The organism is Xanthobacter luteus (assembly GCF_040049235.1).
In the GTDB taxonomy this organism is placed as follows: domain Bacteria; phylum Pseudomonadota; class Alphaproteobacteria; order Rhizobiales; family Xanthobacteraceae; genus Xanthobacter.
In genome coordinates, this window is the sequence record NZ_JBDZDO010000008.1 from 94,644 (window position 1) to 110,146 (window position 15,503).

The window sequence follows — 15,503 nt, forward strand, 5'->3', positions numbered from 1 at the left end:
CCTCAATCCTCCGCGCCGAACACGAGCACCTGGATGGGCGTCGGGTTGAAGCCGTTGCAGGGATTGTTGATCTGCGGGCAGTTGGAGATGACGAGGAGCACGTCCATCTCCGCGCGCAGCTCCACATAGTCGCCGGGGCCGGAAATGCCGTCCACGATGGCGAGTTCGCCCGTAGGCTCCACCGGCACGTTCATGAAGAAGTTGATGTTGGGCACGATGTCCCGCTTCGTCATGCCGTGCTTCGCCACTTCGATGACGAAATTCTCGCGGCAGGCGTGCAGATACTTCACCTGATGGCCGAAGCGCACCGTGTTCGCCTCGCACGAGCAGGCGCCGGCCGAGGTGTCGTGCCGGCCGCAGGTGTCGGCGGTCACGGTCAGCATCACATTGCCTTCGCTGGAGATCAGCTTCGTGCCGGTGGAGACATAGGCCGAGCCCTGCACGCGCAGCGTATCCTGCGAGGAATAGCGCTCGGAAAAGTCATCGGCCTTGTAGAACAGCGTATCCACCGCCTGTTGGCCTTCCAGATCGACGATGCGCACGCTCTCGCCGGCCTTCACGAGGCAGGAGAAGGGGGCGTTGGCGGGCACGAAGTAATCGCGCAGAGCGGAAGACGCATCGCGGACGGGAGAAGCAAAGAACTGGCTCATGTCGTCCTCCCTCAGCGCGCGTTGTTCTCGAAGCCGCGGACGGCCTCGATGGTGGCGGTGCGGCACAGATCGTCCGCGGCGGGGGCGGGCGCCTTAAAGCGGATGGCCTCCACCGGGGGCGGGGCATAGTCCGGCGCCGGGTCCATGGGATGCGGGCAATTGGAGAGGGCGACGGTGAGGTCCATCTCCGCCCGCAGGTCCACGAAATCGCCCTGCTGGCGGGCGCCGTCGATCCAGCGGAAATTGCCGTCTGCATCCGTGCGGACGGGGGCGAAGAAGGTCAAAGCGGGCGGGATGTCCCGCTTGTCGAGGCCGAGCTTCAGCGCCTCCAGAATGAAGTTGTCGCGCGTGTTGCGCAGCACGGTCTCGCCATAGCGGGCGCGGTTGGAGGCGGGGGTGGAGCCGCCCACCAGGGCATCGTGCATGCCGGTGGTGTCCTCGATCAGGGAGAACATCACCCGCCCCATGTCGGAGAACAGCACGCGGCCCTTTCCCAGCGCCGAGGTCCACTGCACCTTCACCGTGTCGGCATAGTTCAGCCGCTCGGAGGCGTCGGAGGCCGACCAGGCGATCATGGAGACCGCCGCCGGCCCGTGCGCCAGATGGATGCGCAGGGCCTCGCCCGCCTTGAGCGGCGTGGACCAGTACCAGCCGCCGGGAATGGTCTCGGCATGGATCGCCGCGCCCTCGGGCAGCAACGTGCCGCGCGGCGTGGGGCCGGGCAGGGCCTTGGGCGCGTGCTGCTGGCCGGCCGCCTTCAGCGCCTCGTAGCGGCGGCGGTTCTCTTCGATGAATTTCTGGGTTTCGACGCTGACGGTCATGGCTTTTCTCCTCAAGCCGTCTTCAGCGCCGGGTCGTCCCGGCCGGTGCCCGCGGATAGGGCCGGGTCGTCCCGGCCGGGGGCGGTGGTGGTCTGCTTCGGCTGGCCGGCGATGCGCGTTCCCGCGATTCTCTTCGGCCAGACCTCGATGTCCTTGGCGATGGTGGCGCCGTAGCGGTCCTTCTCTTCGGGCCGGTTGCGGCGGCGCTCGAATGCGATGATGCGGGTGGCCAGCGTGAAGGCTTCGCGCAGGTCGTGGGTCACCATCACCACGCTCATCTCGCAGGAATTCCACAGCGCCTTCATGAGCACGTGGATGTCGGCACGGATGCCGGGATCGAGCGCGCCGAACGGCTCATCCAGCAGCAGGATCTTGGGGCGGCGAATGATCGCCTGGGCGAGGGCAAGGCGCTGCTGCATGCCGCCGGAGAGGGCGGCGGGATACTTGTCCTCGGCGCCCTTGAGGCCCACCTCAGCGATCAGCGCGCGGGCCTCCTCGTCCGCCTGCCGCCGGCGGGCGCCGAACAGGCGGCCGGTCACCGGCGCCGCGGCAAATTCCGCCGCCAGCACCACGTTGCCGAGCACGGTCAGATGCGGGAACACCGAATAGCGCTGAAACACCACGCCCCGGTCCGCCTCCGGCTCGGGGGCGATGGGCCTGCCGTCGATCAGCACCTCGCCGCGGGTGGCGCGCTCCTGCGACAGCAGGATGCGCAGGAAGGTGGTCTTGCCGCAGCCGGAGGGGCCGACCAGGGCGACGAAGGAGCGCGGCGCGAACTCGAGGCTGATGTCCTCGAGCACGATCTGGTCGCCATATTCCTTCCACAGGTGGCGCACGCTGATGGCGGTCATCGGACGGCTCCGAACCAGGGGAAGAGGAGGCGTCGGGCCCGGGCGAGGGCGAAGTCCATGATCACCGCCAGCAGCGTGATCCAGGCGACGTAGGGCAGGATCACGTCCATGGCGAGATAGCGCCGCACCAGGAAGATGCGGTAGCCGAGGCCCGAATCCGAGGCGATCGCCTCGGCGGCGATCAGGAACAGGAAGGCCGGCCCGAGCGAGAGGCGCAGCGCGTCCATGAGGCGCGGGGCGATCTGCGGCAGCACCACCCGAAGCGCGATCAGCCAGGAGGAGGCGCCGAGCGTCTGCGCCTTGATCATCTGCTCGTGCGGCAATTCCTCAACCCGCATGGCGAGGTCGCGGATGAGATAGGGCGTGATGCCGATGGCGATCAGCGCGATCTTCGATTCCTCGCCGAGCCCCATGACGATGAACAGGATCGGCAGCAGCGCCAGCGGCGGCACCATGGAGACCATGCCGACGAACGGCGCCAGCAAAGCGCGCACCGTGGGCAGCATGCCGATCAGCACGCCGACGACGAGCGCTGCGGCGGTGGAGATGGCGAGCGCGGCGAAGAGCCGCCAGAGGCTCGCCGCGGTGTCCGACCACAGCAGATAGTCGCCGGTGCGGTTGTCGGCGGTGAAGGCCATCCTGACGATGGCGTCGCCGATGGTGCCGAAGCTCGGCAGCAGCTTGTCGTCCGGGTTCAGCGCCAGGCGCTCGGCCGAGCCCAGCACGTAAGCGAGGATCACCAGCGCGAACGGCAGGATGGCGAGCGCCAGCACCGTTCCCCGGTCCGGCCTGACATTGATGAGGCGCATCGGCGCTGCTCCGGTTGCTTGCGTTTGCTGCCCGCCCCCGCTTGCGTGCGGGGGAGGACGTCTTAGATCGACCCGGGCCGGGTCCGCGCCGTTTGCACCCTGTCCCCTTGTGGGAGAGGGCAGGGTGAGGGGTGTCACACCCTCTGGAGCATCACCCCCGCGTCGCGCGACCCCTCACCCGCCTCGCTTTGCTCGGCACCCTCTCCCGCAAGGGGAGAGGGGAACCCTGGCGTCGCGCGTCCCGCCGCCCCCTTCACCGCCGTCGTGCCCCGGCTGGTCCGGGGCCTCCACGGCCGGAGGGCGACGGTGGAGAAGCCGCGCGCCCCGGCCGACTGGAGCGCGAGCGGAAGGAGAGCCGGGGCCCAGCGCAAGAGGTCGCCGAAGGCGGCACCTGCCAGCTACGCAGGGCCTTCTCCTGGATCCCGGATCAGCGCTCAGGCAGCGCCTTCGCTTGTCCGGGATACGAGGGAGCCCCTCACAGCTTTCCGTCGGCGGCCATGCCCATGTAGGTGTCGGTGAAGCGGAACTTCACGTTCTTGGCGTCGCCCAGCACCTTGCCGCCCGGAAGCTCGATGCCCACCGCGTCGGCGGACTTGGCGCCGGCGCCGAGCAGCTCCTTCTCGAACAGGAACTTGCGCACCCGGTCCATGGTGGTGCCCACTGCCGGCGAGCGCACGAACGCCACCGCCTCGGACGCCTTGCCGAACAGCTTGGTGGCGGCGAGCTGGGCGTCGAAGCCGGCAAGGTCGGTGCCGGAGGCCTTGCCCATGGCCGCGCGCGCCGCCTTGCCGGCGTCCGTGTCGGCGGTGAACAGCGCCGTGGTCTCGTACCAGATCCCGGCGAGCGCCTTGCCGAAGTCCGGATTGTCCTTGAGCGTCTGCGTGTTGGCGACCATGAGGTCCATGATCTCGCCGGGGATCTTCGACGAATCGAACACGTTGTGGGCGGCCTTGTCGGCGAGGATCTCGGAGACCAGCGGGTTCCAGGTGACCACCGCGGTTACGTCCTTGGTCTTGAAGGCGGCCACCATGTCGGCGTCGGAGGTGTTCACCACCTTCACGTCGCGCTCGCGCAGCTTCACCGAATCGAGCGCCCGGGCGAGCAGATAGTGCGAGACCGAGAACTCCACGAGGTTCACCTTCTGGCCCTTGATGGCCGAAAGCTCCTTCTTGCCCTTCAGGATCACCGCGTCATTGCCGTTGGAGAAGTCGCCGACGATCACCGCCGTGGTGTCGACGCCGCCGGCGGCGGGCACCGAGAGCGCGTCCATGTTGGTGACGGTGAGCGCGTCGAAGGCGCCGGCGGTGTACTGATTGATGCTCTCGACGTAGTCGTTGAACTGCACCACGTCGATCTTGATGCCGTATTTGTCGGCCCACTTCTTCACGATGCCGGCGTCGGCCGCATAGCCCCACGGCATCCAGCCCACATAGATCGACCAGGCGACCTTGAACTCCTTCTTCGGCGCGGCGTGCGCCGGGCCGGCCCCGAGCGCCAGGCCGGCCACGGCGGCGAGGCCGAGGGCGCCGGCGGCGAGGGATTTCAGGCGGTGGGCGGAGAACGAGAACGGAGTGCGCATATAATTCCCCTTCGCTGGAAACGATTGGGAACTGGCGGAAACCCGAGTGCCGCCAATTCCTTGGCCACTGAGGTCTCCCGGGCTTTTATCCCGCCGTGCACCCGCGCCGGATGTCTCCCGTCGCGGTGGCAGCTCTCGGACCAGACGCGCCCCCTTGTGGGATGCCGGAACCCTAGCCACCAACTCGTCGTCCTCTTGTGCAACGCCTGTGCCAATTATAGTCGCTATATTTTTCAATAAGTTGGTGTGGTCCGGAGTCGCAGGCCTGCCGGCCCCTTATCCAATTCGATGAAAAGTTAAGCAGTTTGCCGCGTAAATTTCGGCATTGCATGCAGTTGCGCGCTTGTCGCGGCGCGGCGAAGCCGCCATCTTGGCGACCTATGGAGATCGCCCCCGCTTTGCCGCCGAAACCGGTCTACAGGCTCGTCATCTTCGATTTCGACGGGACGCTCGCGGACACCTTCCCCTGGTTCACCTCCGTGGTGAATCCCACGGCCGACCGCTTCCGCTTCCGCCGTGCGGTGCCCGAGGAGACGCATTTCATGCGCGGGCTCGATGCGCGCGAACTGCTCGAATATCTCGCCATCGCCCGCTGGAAGGTGCCGCTCATCGCCCGCCATCTGAGGAAAAGGGCGGAGCGCGAGAAGCACACGTTCCAGCTCTTCTCCGGTGCCGAAAGCGTGGTCGCCGCGCTGGCGGCGGGCGGCGTCAAGGTGGCGGTGGTCTCCTCCAATGGCGAGGAGACGGTGCGCCACGTGCTCGGGCCCGAGATCTCGGCGCGGGTGGACCAGTTCGCCTGCGGGGCGGCGCTGTTCGGCAAGGCGCGCAAGTTCGGCCGCGTGCTGGCGGCGCAAGGCGTGGCACCGCGCGAGGCGCTGTGCATCGGCGACGAGACGCGCGACATCACCGCCGCCCGGCGCGCCGGCATCGCCTGCGGCGCGGTCTCCTGGGGCTACATGCGGCGCGACGTGCTGGAGGCGGCGCGGCCGGACCATCTGTTCGACGCCATGGAGGAGATCCCCGGCGCCGTGCTCGGGGCGCCCGATCCGGCGCCGGCCGGCGCGCGCGCGGCCCACGGGGCCGGCTGAGGCGGCGCCCGGCCCTTACCGGTCCCCGGCGCCGTTTTCCAAATCGCACCGCACATACGCGAAAGCCGGCGGGCAGGGCCCGCCGGCTTTCGTCGTTTGGGACGCGTCCCGCCTCAGGCGGCGGAACGCTTGTTCTGGCGGTTGTGGATCAGATCGTCGACCACGCCGGGATCGGCGAGCGTCGAGGTGTCGCCGAGGCTCTCGAACTGATCCTCGGCGATCTTGCGCAGGATGCGGCGCATGATCTTGCCCGAGCGGGTCTTGGGCAGGCCCGGCGCGAACTGGATCAGATCCGGCGAGGCGATCGGGCCGATCTCCTTGCGCACCCAGGCGACCAGCTCCTTGCGCAGCTCCTCGGTGGGCTCCTCGCCGGCCATCAGCGTCACATAAGCGTAGATGCCCTGGCCCTTGATGTCGTGCGGGAAGCCCACCACGGCGGCCTCCGACACCTTGGGATGGGCGACCAGGGCGCTCTCCACCTCCGCCGTGCCCATGCGGTGGCCGGAGACGTTGATGACATCGTCCACGCGGCCGGTGATCCAATAATAGCCGTCGGCGTCGCGGCGGCAGCCGTCGCCGGTGAAATATTTGCCCGGATAGGTGGAGAAATAGGTCTGCTCGAAGCGCTCATGGTCGCCATAGACGGTGCGCATCTGGCCCGGCCACGAATCGGCGATCACCAGGTTGCCCTCGCAGGCGCCGTTCAGCACCTTGCCTTCCGCGTCCACCACCTCGGGCATGACGCCGAAGAACGGATTGGTGGCCGAGCCGGGCTTGAGCTTGGTGGCGCCGGGCAGGGGCGTGATGAGGATGCCGCCGGTCTCGGTCTGCCACCAGGTGTCGACGATCGGGCAGCGGTCCTCGCCCACCACGCGGTGGTACCACTCCCAGGCCTCGGGGTTGATCGGCTCGCCCACCGAGCCGAGCAGGCGCAGCGAGGCGCGCGAGGTCTTCTTCACCGGCGCCTCGCCCGCCTGCATCAGCGAGCGGATGGCGGTCGGGGCGGTGTAGAAGATCGAGACCTGGTGCTTGTCGATCACGTCCCAGAAGCGCGAGACGGTGGGATAGTTGGGGATGCCCTCGAACATCAGCGTGGTGGCGCCGTTCGCGAGCGGGCCATAGACGATGTAGGAGTGGCCCGTCACCCAGCCGACGTCCGCGGTGCACCAGTAGATGTCGCCGGGATGGTAGTCGAACACGTATTGGTGCGTCATCGAGGCGTAGACGAGATAGCCGCCGGTGGTGTGCAGCACGCCCTTCGGCTTGCCGGTGGAGCCGGAGGTGTAGAGGATGAACAGTGGGTCTTCCGCGTGCATGTGCTCGGCCGGGCACTCGTCGGTCACGAGCGCCGCCGCCTCGTCGTAATAGACGTCGCGGCCGGGGGTCATGTCGACCGCGCCGCCGGTGCGGCGCACGACGATCACGTGGTCGACGCTGTCGGCCGGCAATTGGGCGACGGCGGCGTCCACATTGGCCTTCAGCGGCACCTTGCGGCCGCCGCGCAGACCCTCGTCGGCGGTGATGATGCACTTCGAGCCGCAGTCGGACACGCGGCCGGAGAGGCTGTCGGGCGAGAAGCCGCCGAACACCACGGAATGCACCGCGCCGAGCCGCGCGCAGGCGAGCATGGCATAGGCCGCCTCGGGGATCATCGGCAGATAGATCGTCACCCGGTCGCCCTTCTCCACGCCGCGGTTGCGCAGCACGTTGGCGAAGGTGTTCACCTGGGCGGACAATTCGCGATAGGTGATGGACTTGGATTCGGAGGGATCGTCGCCTTCCCAGATGATCGCCACCTGGTCGCCGCGCTCGTCCAGGTGGCGGTCGACGCAATTGTAGGCGACGTTGGTGATCCCGTCCTCGAACCACTTGATGGAGATGTGGCCGGGATCGAACGAGGTGTTCTTCACCTTGGTGAAGGGATGGAACCAGTCGATCCGCTTGCCGTGCTCGGCCCAGAAGGCGTTCGGATCCTTCACCGAGGCCTCGTACATGGCCTTGTACTTGGCTTCGTCCACATAGGCCTTGTGCGCCCACGGGGCCGGAACGTCATACACCTTGTCGGACATGGCATCTGCCTCCCTGCGCGGGCCTCGCCCGCGACGTGCACTCCCGCGACTTCAGCCGCGCATTCTTGGCGCGGATTATGGTGAGGAGGCTTGCCCTCCACAAGGCTGCGGCAAGGCAGACTTTGGGTTTATAGCCCTTCGTCGCTGTGGGCGGCGGGGTGCTCCGCCATGCCGCAGGGCCGGCCCGTGCCGGCGTCCTCCGCCGGGCCTATAGAGGAGCCGTCGGGTTTTGCCAGCGAGGCGCCGCCATGAACCTGTTCTGCCGCCTTCTCCTCGTCGTCGCCGGCCTGATGGGCGCGGCGGGCGTCGCCGCCGCGGCGGCGGCGGCCCATGTGGGCGGCGGGGACACTCTCGTCACCGCCGCGCATTTCCTGCTCTTCGACGCCGCAGCCATCGCCGGCCTGGTCGCCGTGGCGCTCCAGCTCGGGCGCGGGCGCGCGATGCTGGCCGCCGCCGCGGGCCTGATCGCGATCGGCGGTCTTCTCTTTTCCGGAGACCTCGCGACGCGCGCCTTGATGGAGGTCAAGCTTCTCGGCGGCAGCGCGCCTTTTGGCGGCTCGCTGATGATCCTCGGCTGGCTGCTGGCGGCGGCCGCGGCCCTGTTCGCCCGCAAGGCCTGAGCGCGGCGGCGCGCGGCGGGGCCGTCGCGGGCCCCGGTCGGGTCGCAGGGCGACGGCGGCGAGGGGCCGGCCCGACCGGACCCGACCTCACAGGCGCAGCTTGGCGTTGTCGCCGAGGTCGGGGGCGCGCTCGGAAATGATGCTGGTGGCGAGTTCGAACGCGCTCGCGATGTCGCCCTTGCCGTCCCAGTATTCCGCCGCCTCGGGCTCCACCTTCAGCAGCACGGCGTTGGGGTCCTCGGGACCGCCGGGGAAGAACGCCTCCATGTAGGAGGACCAGATATGCCTCAGCTTCGCCCGGTCCTCGACGATCCCCGCCCGGCCGGACACCGAGAGATGGAAATGATCAGAATGGTCGACGAAGGCGAGGCACACCTGCGGCGCGCGGGCGATCTCGTCGTCCTTGGCGCTGCGCCGGTCGGTGACGAACCAGACCGCCCGCGCCGCCTCGTCCACCACCGGCACCATGGGCCGGGCGCGCAGGCGCTCGCCGTCGCGGTCGACCGGCATGCACTCGCGCTGATCGGCCATCTTGTTCCAGATATCGTGGGCATCCATGGCGTGCCTCCCTCGGCGTGCGGGTTCGCCGGGGCAACGGCGCGCGCCGCGCGATGGTTCCGCGCCGGCGGCCTCAGGGGCGCGGGCGCCACACGCTGGTGCGCTTGATCTCCATGTCCTCGAGCTCGCGCGTCACGGGCACCGAATACTCGGCGAGCTTCTCCAGCCTATCCTTCGGAAGATAGGTGCGCCCCGGATCGCCGATCAGCACGCTGGCGCCGCGCGCCGCGAGCGCCAGCAACCACGCGAACACGCGCGCGGCGAGGTCGCGCTCGTAGGCGATGTCGCCGGCCAGCACCACGTCCCATCCGGCGTCGGTGCCGATGAGGTCCGCCTGCGTCGGCGCCAGCGCGACCGCGTTCGCCGCGCCGTTGAGGGCGATGGCGGCCACCGCGAACGGGTCGATATCGGCGCAGACCGCCCGCCGCGCCCCCGCCTTCATGGCGGCGATGCCCACCAGCCCCGAGCCCGAGGCGAAGTCGAGCACGCTCTTGCCGGCGACCGTCTCGGGGTGGTCGAGCAGGTGGCGCGCCAGCGCCTGCCCGCCGGCCCAGGCGAAGGCCCAGAACGGCGGCGGCAGGCCCATCTCGCCCAGCTCCTCCTCGGTGCGGTGCCAGATCGGCACCGCCTCGTCGGCGACATGGAGCGAAATCTCCGGCACCAGCGGCACGGGCCGCAGGCGCGTCTCGGCGCGGATGAAGGCGTGCGGATCGGCGATGGCGTGGCTCAAAGGCCGCCCATGGCGCAGACGATGTCCCATTCCGCGTCGGTCACCGGCTGCACCGAGAGGCGGGAATATTTGAGCAGCGCCATCTCGTGGAGGCGCGGCTCGGCCTTGATGGCGGCGAGCGTCACCGGCGTCTTCAGCGCCTTGACCGCCTTGATGTCCACCATGACGAACTTGCCCGTGGCGTCGGAGGGGTCCGGATAGGCCTCCTTGATGACCTCGACGATGCCGACGATCTCCTTGCCCTCGTTGGAATGGTAGAAGAAGCCGGTGTCGCCCGTCTTCATCGCCATCAGCTGGAGCTTGGCGAGGTGGTTGCGCACGCCGTCCCAATGGGTGCCCTTGGCGCCCGCCTTCACCTGCATCTGCCAGGACCATTTGAAGGGTTCGGACTTGTAGAGCCAATGGGCCATGGCGCGCTCGCGGCTGAAAAGACGGTGGACCGCCCCGTCTTGCCGGCTTCCCTTGGGCTTGGCAAGGCGGCGCCGGCACGGCGGGCGCTTGTTCCCCGGCCGAGCGACGGCGTAGCCGGCGCCGTTCCCCGGCCCAGCGACGGCGCAGCCGGAGCGCCGAGCCGCCGTCCAGCGCAGGACTCCCGCGCAACGGGCCATAGCTTCATCTGCGCCGCAGACCTTAACCCTTGCGCTCCGGCCCCGCCTGTACGCGGGACCGCGCCGATCGGGTTCAATCCGTGCCGATCGCGCATTATGGTGCCGGCGCGCCGACGCTTCGGCCGCTGGGAGACGACGCATGGTCTATGAGAGAGCCGTCATCGAGGTGAAGGAAGGCGCGGAAGCCGCCTTCGAGGCCGCCGTGAAGGAGGCCGCCCCCTATTTCCAGAAGGCGCGCGGCTGCTCGGGCCTGGCGCTGCAGCGCTCGGTGGAGCACCCGAGGCATTATGTGCTGGTGGTGAAGTGGGACACGGTCGAGGACCATACGGTCCATTTCCGCGGCGCCCCCGAGTTCCAGGAATGGCGCCGCCTCGCCAGCCCGCATTTCGCGAGCCCGCCCCAGGTGGAGCATTTTGCCGAGGCGCTGGTCTGCTTCTGAGGATCGCGCGGGGGCGGCCCTTGCCGCCTCCGCGCCCGGTGAATTGCGCTCGCTCAATGCGGCGCCAGACGGCCGGTCCTAGCGGATCGGGATCGGCGCCGCGCGGGCGCCGGGAGCCGGGCGCGGCGCTCACGCGGCATATCGGGACGCAAGGTCCGCTCGGGCGGCGCGTTCCGCGAGGCGCAGGACCGAAGACGTGGCTTCCTTCCCTCCCGGCGGCGGCGTCCCCTCTCCCGAAACAAGCGGGGCAGCCGACTTCTTCCACGCCCAGCGCGCCGGCTTCGGCGACACCATCGCCCGCTTCCGCGACCGGCCGGATCTGCTGGACCGGGTCTGGACGCAGGCCTTCAGCTCCTTCGAGCGCAATGTGGAAGGCGAGACGCAGGGCCTGCCTCAGCTCGCCTGCCACAAGGGCTGCGGCACCTGCTGCCAGCTCCAGGTGGTGGCCACCACGCCGGAAGTGCTGATGGTGGCGCGCTATGTGCGGGCCATGGCCGGCGGCTTCAGGCGGGTCGGCGTGGATCTCGACGGCCGCCTCGCCGAGGCCGGCCCCGCCGACGCGCCGGCCCATCCCATGGCGTTGGGGCGCCCATGCCCATTCCTCGCCGAGGGCCTGTGCGTGATCTATCCGGTGCGGCCCATGGCCTGCCGCGGCCATGCCTCGTTCGACAAGGAGGCCTGCGTCGCCGCTTTGTGCGGCGGACAGGAGGACGTGCCGGTCTCGGGCCCCCACCGCGCCGTGCGCGGCCTGGTGCAGAGCGCGCTCCAGGCGGCGCTGCACGAGGCCGGCCTCGCTTGGGGCGTCTACGATCTTGCGGGCGGCGTGCGCCTCGCGCTCGCCTGCGCGGACGGCGAGGCGGCGTTCCGCGCCGGCGCGGACGTCCTGGCGCCCGCCGCGGCGGACGGCGCCATGCGTGCCGAGATGGGCGCGGCCTTCGGGCAACTGGGCGCCATCGCCCGGCCGGATCGGTAGTCCCGCCTCTCGACCCTCGAGGCTGCATCGCCCTGGCGCTGTGCTCCAGGCAGCGGCCAGCGGCGCGGCTTGGGGTGGTGCGGATGGTGCTGGGAACGGCTCCGCCGCAAGCCGGTTCACGGCGTCGCGGCGGAGCCAGGCTCGCGCGGCGGGATCAGTTGTCGGTGCCGTCCGCGGCCGGGCCCCAATGCGGGTCCTCCACCGGGTTGAGGGCTGTGGCGACCGGGCTCGCCGGGTCCTGCTGCGGCTGGGACGTGAAGATCATGAAGGGGTTGTTGTAGTCGCGGGCGGCGCTCTGGGCGGCGACCGCGGCCGCCTCGTGGTTCTCGCGGGTCACGGACGGGTCGGCGAAGGCGGCCTGGGTGGTGAGCAAGGCGACGACGGCGGCAAGGGCAAGGGTGGTCTTCATCTCTCTCTCCTCGTGGGTGATCGACACCCAGTGGTCGGAAGATGCCCCGCCGTCCGGCTTTCCGGCAGATATAAGTATTTATGATTTATAGATATTATGGTATCGGCCCGGTCATATGGAAGTATGGGGATCGCCGCGCAGGCGGAAGCCCTACGCCTCCGCCTTCTGCGGCCGCGCCATCAGCGCGTCGATGGCGCCGTCCACGGTGAGGCGGCCGCAGAGCACCGCGTCGACGGCCGCGCTCACGGGCATGTCGACGCCGGCCTTCTCGGCCATCTCCACCAGCACCCGCGCGGTGAACGCGCCCTCCGCCAGCTTGCCCGGGGGCGGCAGGCCCGCACCCAGGGCCTGGCCGAGGGCGAAGTTGCGCGACTGCGGCCCGGAGGCGGTGAGGATCAGGTCGCCGAGGCCGGACAGGCCGGTGAGGGTCTCGGCCTTGGCCCCGAAGGCGCGGCCGAAGCGCACCAGTTCCGCGAAGCCGCGGGCGATCAGCGCCGCCTTGGCGCTGGCGCCGAGGCGCCGGCCCTCGACGATGCCGGCGGCGATGGCGAGCACGTTCTTGGCCGCGCCGCCGATCTCCACCCCGCGCACGTCGGTGGAGAAATAGAGCCTCAGGCTCGGCCCGCCGAGCGCGTCGCACAGCGTCTCGGCGCGGCCCGCGTCATGGGCGGCGAGGGTGACGGCGGTGGGCAGGCCGGCCGCAACGTCGCTGGCGAAGCTCGGCCCGGAGAGCACGGCGGCGGCCGCGGCGGGCGCGACGGCGGCGATCACCTCGCTCATGAACAGGCCGGTGCCGCGCTCGATGCCCTTGGCGCAGGACACCAGCGGCGTGCCCTCCGCCAGCAACGGCGCGAGCGCCCCCGCCACCTCCCGGCATGCCTGCGCCGGCACCACGAGCAGCACCGCGTCCGCGCGCGCCGCGTCGGCGAGGCGCGCGGTCACGGTGACCCGGTCGTCGAAGCCGATGCCGGGCAGCGCGCGCGCATTCTCGCGCCGCCGCGCCATGTCGGCGACGAGCGCGTCGTCGCGCGCCCACAGGATGGCGCGGCGCCCGGCGCGCGCGGCGGCGTTGGCGAGCGCGGTGCCCCAGGCGCCCGCGCCCACCACGCCGATGGTCTTTATCGGCGCCATGCTCAGGCCCGCGCCAGGGGGCCGGCGGCCACCGGGTCGAGCGGCCAGCGGGCGCGCGGGCTCGCGTCGAGCGGGTCGACGAGGTCGCGCGCGAGCCGCTCGGCGCCGGCCCAGGCGATCATGGCGCCATTGTCGGTGCACAGGTCCGGCGCCGGGATGGCGAGCCTGGTGTTGAGCTCGATGGCGATCTGGCCGAGCCGGGCGCGGATCGCCCGGTTGGCGGCGACGCCGCCCGCCACCACGAGGGCCGAGGGCCCGCGCCCGATCTTCTCGCGGAAGGCGCGCGCGCCGGCCCGCACCCGGTCGGCGATGACCTCCACCACGGCGGCCTGGAACGAGGCGCACAGATCGGCGACGTCGTCGTCGGTGAGCGGGGCGAGCCGGTCCGCCTCCAGCCGCACCGCGGTCTTGAGGCCGGAGAGCGAGAAGTCCGGCTCGCGCCGGCCCATGAGCGGGCGCGGGAACACGAAGCGCTCGTCGTCGCCCCGCGCCGCCTCTTCTTCCACGTGCGGGCCGCCGGGATAGGGCAGGCTCAGCATCTTCGCCACCTTGTCGAAGGCCTCGCCGACGGCGTCGTCGAGCGTGGTGCCGAGCCGGGTGTAGCGCCCCACGTCCTCCACCGCCAGGAGCTGGGTGTGGCCGCCGGAGACCAGCAGCAGCAGGAACGGGAACGCCACGCCGTCGGTGAGGCGCGCGGTGAGCGCATGCGCCTCCAGGTGGTTGACGGCGATCAGCGGCTTGCGCACCGCGAGCGCCAGCGCCTTGGCGGTGGTGAGGCCGACGATGACGCCGCCGATCAGGCCCGGCCCGGCCGCGGCGGCGATGCCCGAGAGGTCGCGATAGGCGATGCCGGCCTGCTTCATGGCTTCGGCGATCACGTGGTCGAGCACCTCCACATGGGCGCGCGCCGCCATTTCCGGCACCACGCCGCCGAACGGGGCGTGGATCTCCACCTGGGAGCGGATCACGTTGGAGCGGATTTCGCCCGACCCGGTCAGCGAGCGCGAGACCACCGCCGCCGACGTCTCGTCGCACGTGGTCTCGATGCCGAGCACCAGGAGTTCCGCCGCCTTGGGCTCCGCCGCCGTCAAATCCGCCACCTTCAAATCCGCCACTGGACCGCCTTTCCCGCGCGGCGTTCCGGCTGCGCCGCAACGCCGCTCTATCCATTTTGATTCCAATGCGCATTGTACGCATCCATGAACCAGAACACGAACCGCCAAGCGGGCGGCACCATTGACCGCGCCTCCGCGCGCCTCACCATCGGCACGCGGGGCAGCCCGCTGGCGCTGTGGCAGGCCAACGCCGTGCGCGACGCGCTCTGCGCGGCGCTGGGCCGCGCGCAGGGGGAGATCGCCATCGCGGTGATCCGCACCTCGGGCGACGCGATCCAGGACCGGGCGCTCGCCGAGGCCGGGGGCAAGGGCCTCTTCACCAAGGAGATCGAGGACCAGCTGCTCGCCGGCGCGGTGGATCTGGCGGTGCATTCGGCCAAGGACGTGGCGACGGTGCTGCCCGATGGCCTGCATCTTTCCGGCTACCTGCCGCGGGCGGACGTGCGCGACGCGCTGATCCTGAAGCGCGGAACAGGCCTTGACGACCTGCCCGCCGGGGCGCGCGTGGGCACCGCCTCGTTGCGGCGCGAGGCGCAGCTGCGGCGCCTGCGGCCCGATCTGCATGTGGAACTGCTGCGTGGCAATGTCCACACCCGCCTGAAGCGGGTGCGCGAGGGCGATCTCGACGCCACCCTTCTGGCGCTCGCCGGTCTCACAAGGCTCGGCCTCGCGCAGGAGGCGGACGCGGTGCTCTCCACCGACGCCTTCCTGCCGGCGGTGGGGCAGGGGGCGGTGGCGATCGAGTGCCGCATCGACGACCCCGCGACCAATGACGCCATCGCCGCCATCGCCTGCGCCGCCACCGGCATCGCCGTGACCGCCGAGCGCGCGTTCCTGGCGGCGCTCGACGGCTCGTGCCGCACCCCCATCGCCGGGCTCGCCTGCGTCGAGGGGGCGCTGGTGCACCTTTCCGGCCTGGTCCTGGCGCCGGACGGCGCGGACGCCGCCGCAGGCGTCGAGGCGGGCCCCGTCGCCGCGGCGCAGACGATCGGCCGCACGCTCGGGGCGCGGCTTCGCGAGAGCGCCCCGGCGCGCGCCTTGGGGCTTTAGGCC

Annotated in this window: 17 protein-coding genes and 1 riboswitch; of the genes, 5 read left to right on the forward strand and 12 right to left on the reverse strand. The window is 70.4% G+C overall.

Going from position 1 to position 15,503, the window contains the following annotated elements:
- Nucleotides 1-2: 2 nt before the first annotated feature.
- The 5 genes from ABLE88_RS21400 to ABLE88_RS21420 all read right to left on the reverse strand — a co-directional run bounded on the left by ABLE88_RS21400 (nucleotide 3) and on the right by ABLE88_RS21420 (nucleotide 4,710).
- Nucleotides 3-650 carry an urea amidolyase associated protein UAAP2 gene (locus tag ABLE88_RS21400; protein ID WP_348833818.1) on the reverse strand — a complete coding sequence of 216 codons (648 nt, stop codon included), beginning with the start codon at nucleotides 648-650 and terminating at the stop codon, nucleotides 3-5.
- A gap of 11 nt (nucleotides 651-661) precedes the next feature.
- On the reverse strand, nucleotides 662-1,471 hold the full coding sequence (locus tag ABLE88_RS21405; RefSeq protein WP_348833820.1) for an urea amidolyase associated protein UAAP1: 810 nt from the start codon (nucleotides 1,469-1,471) through the stop codon (nucleotides 662-664).
- An 11-nt stretch (nucleotides 1,472-1,482) separates the two neighbouring features.
- A complete protein-coding gene (locus ABLE88_RS21410) occupies nucleotides 1,483-2,322 on the reverse strand; it encodes an ABC transporter ATP-binding protein (RefSeq protein WP_348833821.1) in 840 nt (279 codons plus the stop codon).
- Nucleotides 2,319-3,131 (reverse strand): ABC transporter permease, encoded by an 813-nt coding sequence (locus ABLE88_RS21415; RefSeq protein WP_348833822.1) that lies wholly within the window; start codon nucleotides 3,129-3,131, stop codon nucleotides 2,319-2,321. Before ABLE88_RS21415 ends, ABLE88_RS21410 begins: the two co-directional genes overlap by 4 nt.
- A 475-nt stretch (nucleotides 3,132-3,606) precedes the next feature.
- On the reverse strand, nucleotides 3,607-4,710 hold the full coding sequence (locus ABLE88_RS21420; protein WP_348833823.1) for a putative urea ABC transporter substrate-binding protein: 1,104 nt from the start codon (nucleotides 4,708-4,710) through the stop codon (nucleotides 3,607-3,609).
- A gap of 72 nt (nucleotides 4,711-4,782) precedes the next feature.
- Nucleotides 4,783-4,897, reverse strand: a riboswitch (guanidine-I (ykkC/yxkD leader).
- Between the two features lie 193 nt (nucleotides 4,898-5,090).
- Between ABLE88_RS21420 and ABLE88_RS21425 the strand changes: the two genes are divergently transcribed.
- Nucleotides 5,091-5,798 carry an HAD hydrolase-like protein gene (locus ABLE88_RS21425; RefSeq protein ID WP_348833824.1) on the forward strand — a complete coding sequence of 236 codons (708 nt, stop codon included), beginning with the start codon at nucleotides 5,091-5,093 and terminating at the stop codon, nucleotides 5,796-5,798.
- A gap of 113 nt (nucleotides 5,799-5,911) precedes the next feature.
- Here the strand turns inward: ABLE88_RS21425 and acs are convergent, their stop codons facing one another.
- Nucleotides 5,912-7,867, reverse strand: coding sequence for an acetate--CoA ligase (gene acs / locus ABLE88_RS21430; RefSeq protein ID WP_348833825.1), 1,956 nt, complete (start codon nucleotides 7,865-7,867; stop codon nucleotides 5,912-5,914).
- A gap of 248 nt (nucleotides 7,868-8,115) precedes the next feature.
- On the opposite strand from acs, the gene ABLE88_RS21435 reads away from it, so the two are divergent.
- Nucleotides 8,116-8,487 (forward strand): DUF423 domain-containing protein, encoded by a 372-nt coding sequence (locus tag ABLE88_RS21435; RefSeq protein ID WP_348833826.1) that lies wholly within the window; start codon nucleotides 8,116-8,118, stop codon nucleotides 8,485-8,487.
- Nucleotides 8,488-8,574: 87 nt separating this feature from the next.
- Here ABLE88_RS21435 and ABLE88_RS21440 read toward each other — a convergent pair whose 3' ends face one another.
- The 3 genes from ABLE88_RS21440 to ABLE88_RS21450 all read right to left on the reverse strand — a co-directional run bounded on the left by ABLE88_RS21440 (nucleotide 8,575) and on the right by ABLE88_RS21450 (nucleotide 10,185).
- Nucleotides 8,575-9,045, reverse strand: a complete 471-nt coding sequence (locus ABLE88_RS21440; RefSeq protein WP_348833827.1) for a pyridoxamine 5'-phosphate oxidase family protein — start codon at nucleotides 9,043-9,045, stop codon at nucleotides 8,575-8,577.
- Nucleotides 9,046-9,118: 73 nt separating this feature from the next.
- Nucleotides 9,119-9,805 carry a class I SAM-dependent methyltransferase gene (locus ABLE88_RS21445; protein WP_348833828.1) on the reverse strand — a complete coding sequence of 229 codons (687 nt, stop codon included), beginning with the start codon at nucleotides 9,803-9,805 and terminating at the stop codon, nucleotides 9,119-9,121.
- Nucleotides 9,772-10,185, reverse strand: a complete 414-nt coding sequence (locus ABLE88_RS21450) for an EVE domain-containing protein (protein ID WP_348833829.1) — start codon at nucleotides 10,183-10,185, stop codon at nucleotides 9,772-9,774. Before ABLE88_RS21450 ends, ABLE88_RS21445 begins: the two co-directional genes overlap by 34 nt.
- 337 nt (nucleotides 10,186-10,522) lie before the next feature.
- Here ABLE88_RS21450 and ABLE88_RS21455 point away from each other — a divergent pair, with 337 nt between their 5' ends.
- Nucleotides 10,523-10,822, forward strand: a complete 300-nt coding sequence (locus ABLE88_RS21455) for an antibiotic biosynthesis monooxygenase family protein (RefSeq protein WP_348833830.1) — start codon at nucleotides 10,523-10,525, stop codon at nucleotides 10,820-10,822.
- Nucleotides 10,823-11,018: 196 nt separating this feature from the next.
- Entirely contained in the window at nucleotides 11,019-11,795 is a 777-nt protein-coding gene (locus ABLE88_RS21460) for a YkgJ family cysteine cluster protein (RefSeq protein ID WP_348833831.1), read from the forward strand.
- A 154-nt stretch (nucleotides 11,796-11,949) separates the two neighbouring features.
- On the opposite strand, the gene ABLE88_RS21465 is transcribed toward ABLE88_RS21460, so the two are convergent.
- From ABLE88_RS21465 to tsaD, 3 genes are all read right to left on the reverse strand, one after another.
- On the reverse strand, nucleotides 11,950-12,204 hold the full coding sequence (locus ABLE88_RS21465; protein ID WP_348833832.1) for a hypothetical protein: 255 nt from the start codon (nucleotides 12,202-12,204) through the stop codon (nucleotides 11,950-11,952).
- Between the two features lie 150 nt (nucleotides 12,205-12,354).
- Entirely contained in the window at nucleotides 12,355-13,335 is a 981-nt protein-coding gene (locus ABLE88_RS21470) for an NAD(P)H-dependent glycerol-3-phosphate dehydrogenase (protein WP_348833833.1), read from the reverse strand.
- Nucleotides 13,336-13,337: 2 nt separating this feature from the next.
- Nucleotides 13,338-14,450: a tRNA (adenosine(37)-N6)-threonylcarbamoyltransferase complex transferase subunit TsaD gene (gene tsaD / locus ABLE88_RS21475; protein WP_348833834.1), complete on the reverse strand. Its 1,113-nt coding sequence runs from the start codon at nucleotides 14,448-14,450 to the stop codon at nucleotides 13,338-13,340.
- 84 nt (nucleotides 14,451-14,534) lie between these two features.
- Here tsaD and hemC point away from each other — a divergent pair, with 84 nt between their 5' ends.
- The gene (gene hemC, locus ABLE88_RS21480; RefSeq protein ID WP_348833835.1) at nucleotides 14,535-15,500 is read left to right on the forward strand and encodes a hydroxymethylbilane synthase; all 966 of its coding nucleotides are present in this window, start codon (nucleotides 14,535-14,537) and stop codon (nucleotides 15,498-15,500) included.
- Nucleotides 15,501-15,503 lie beyond the last annotated feature (3 nt).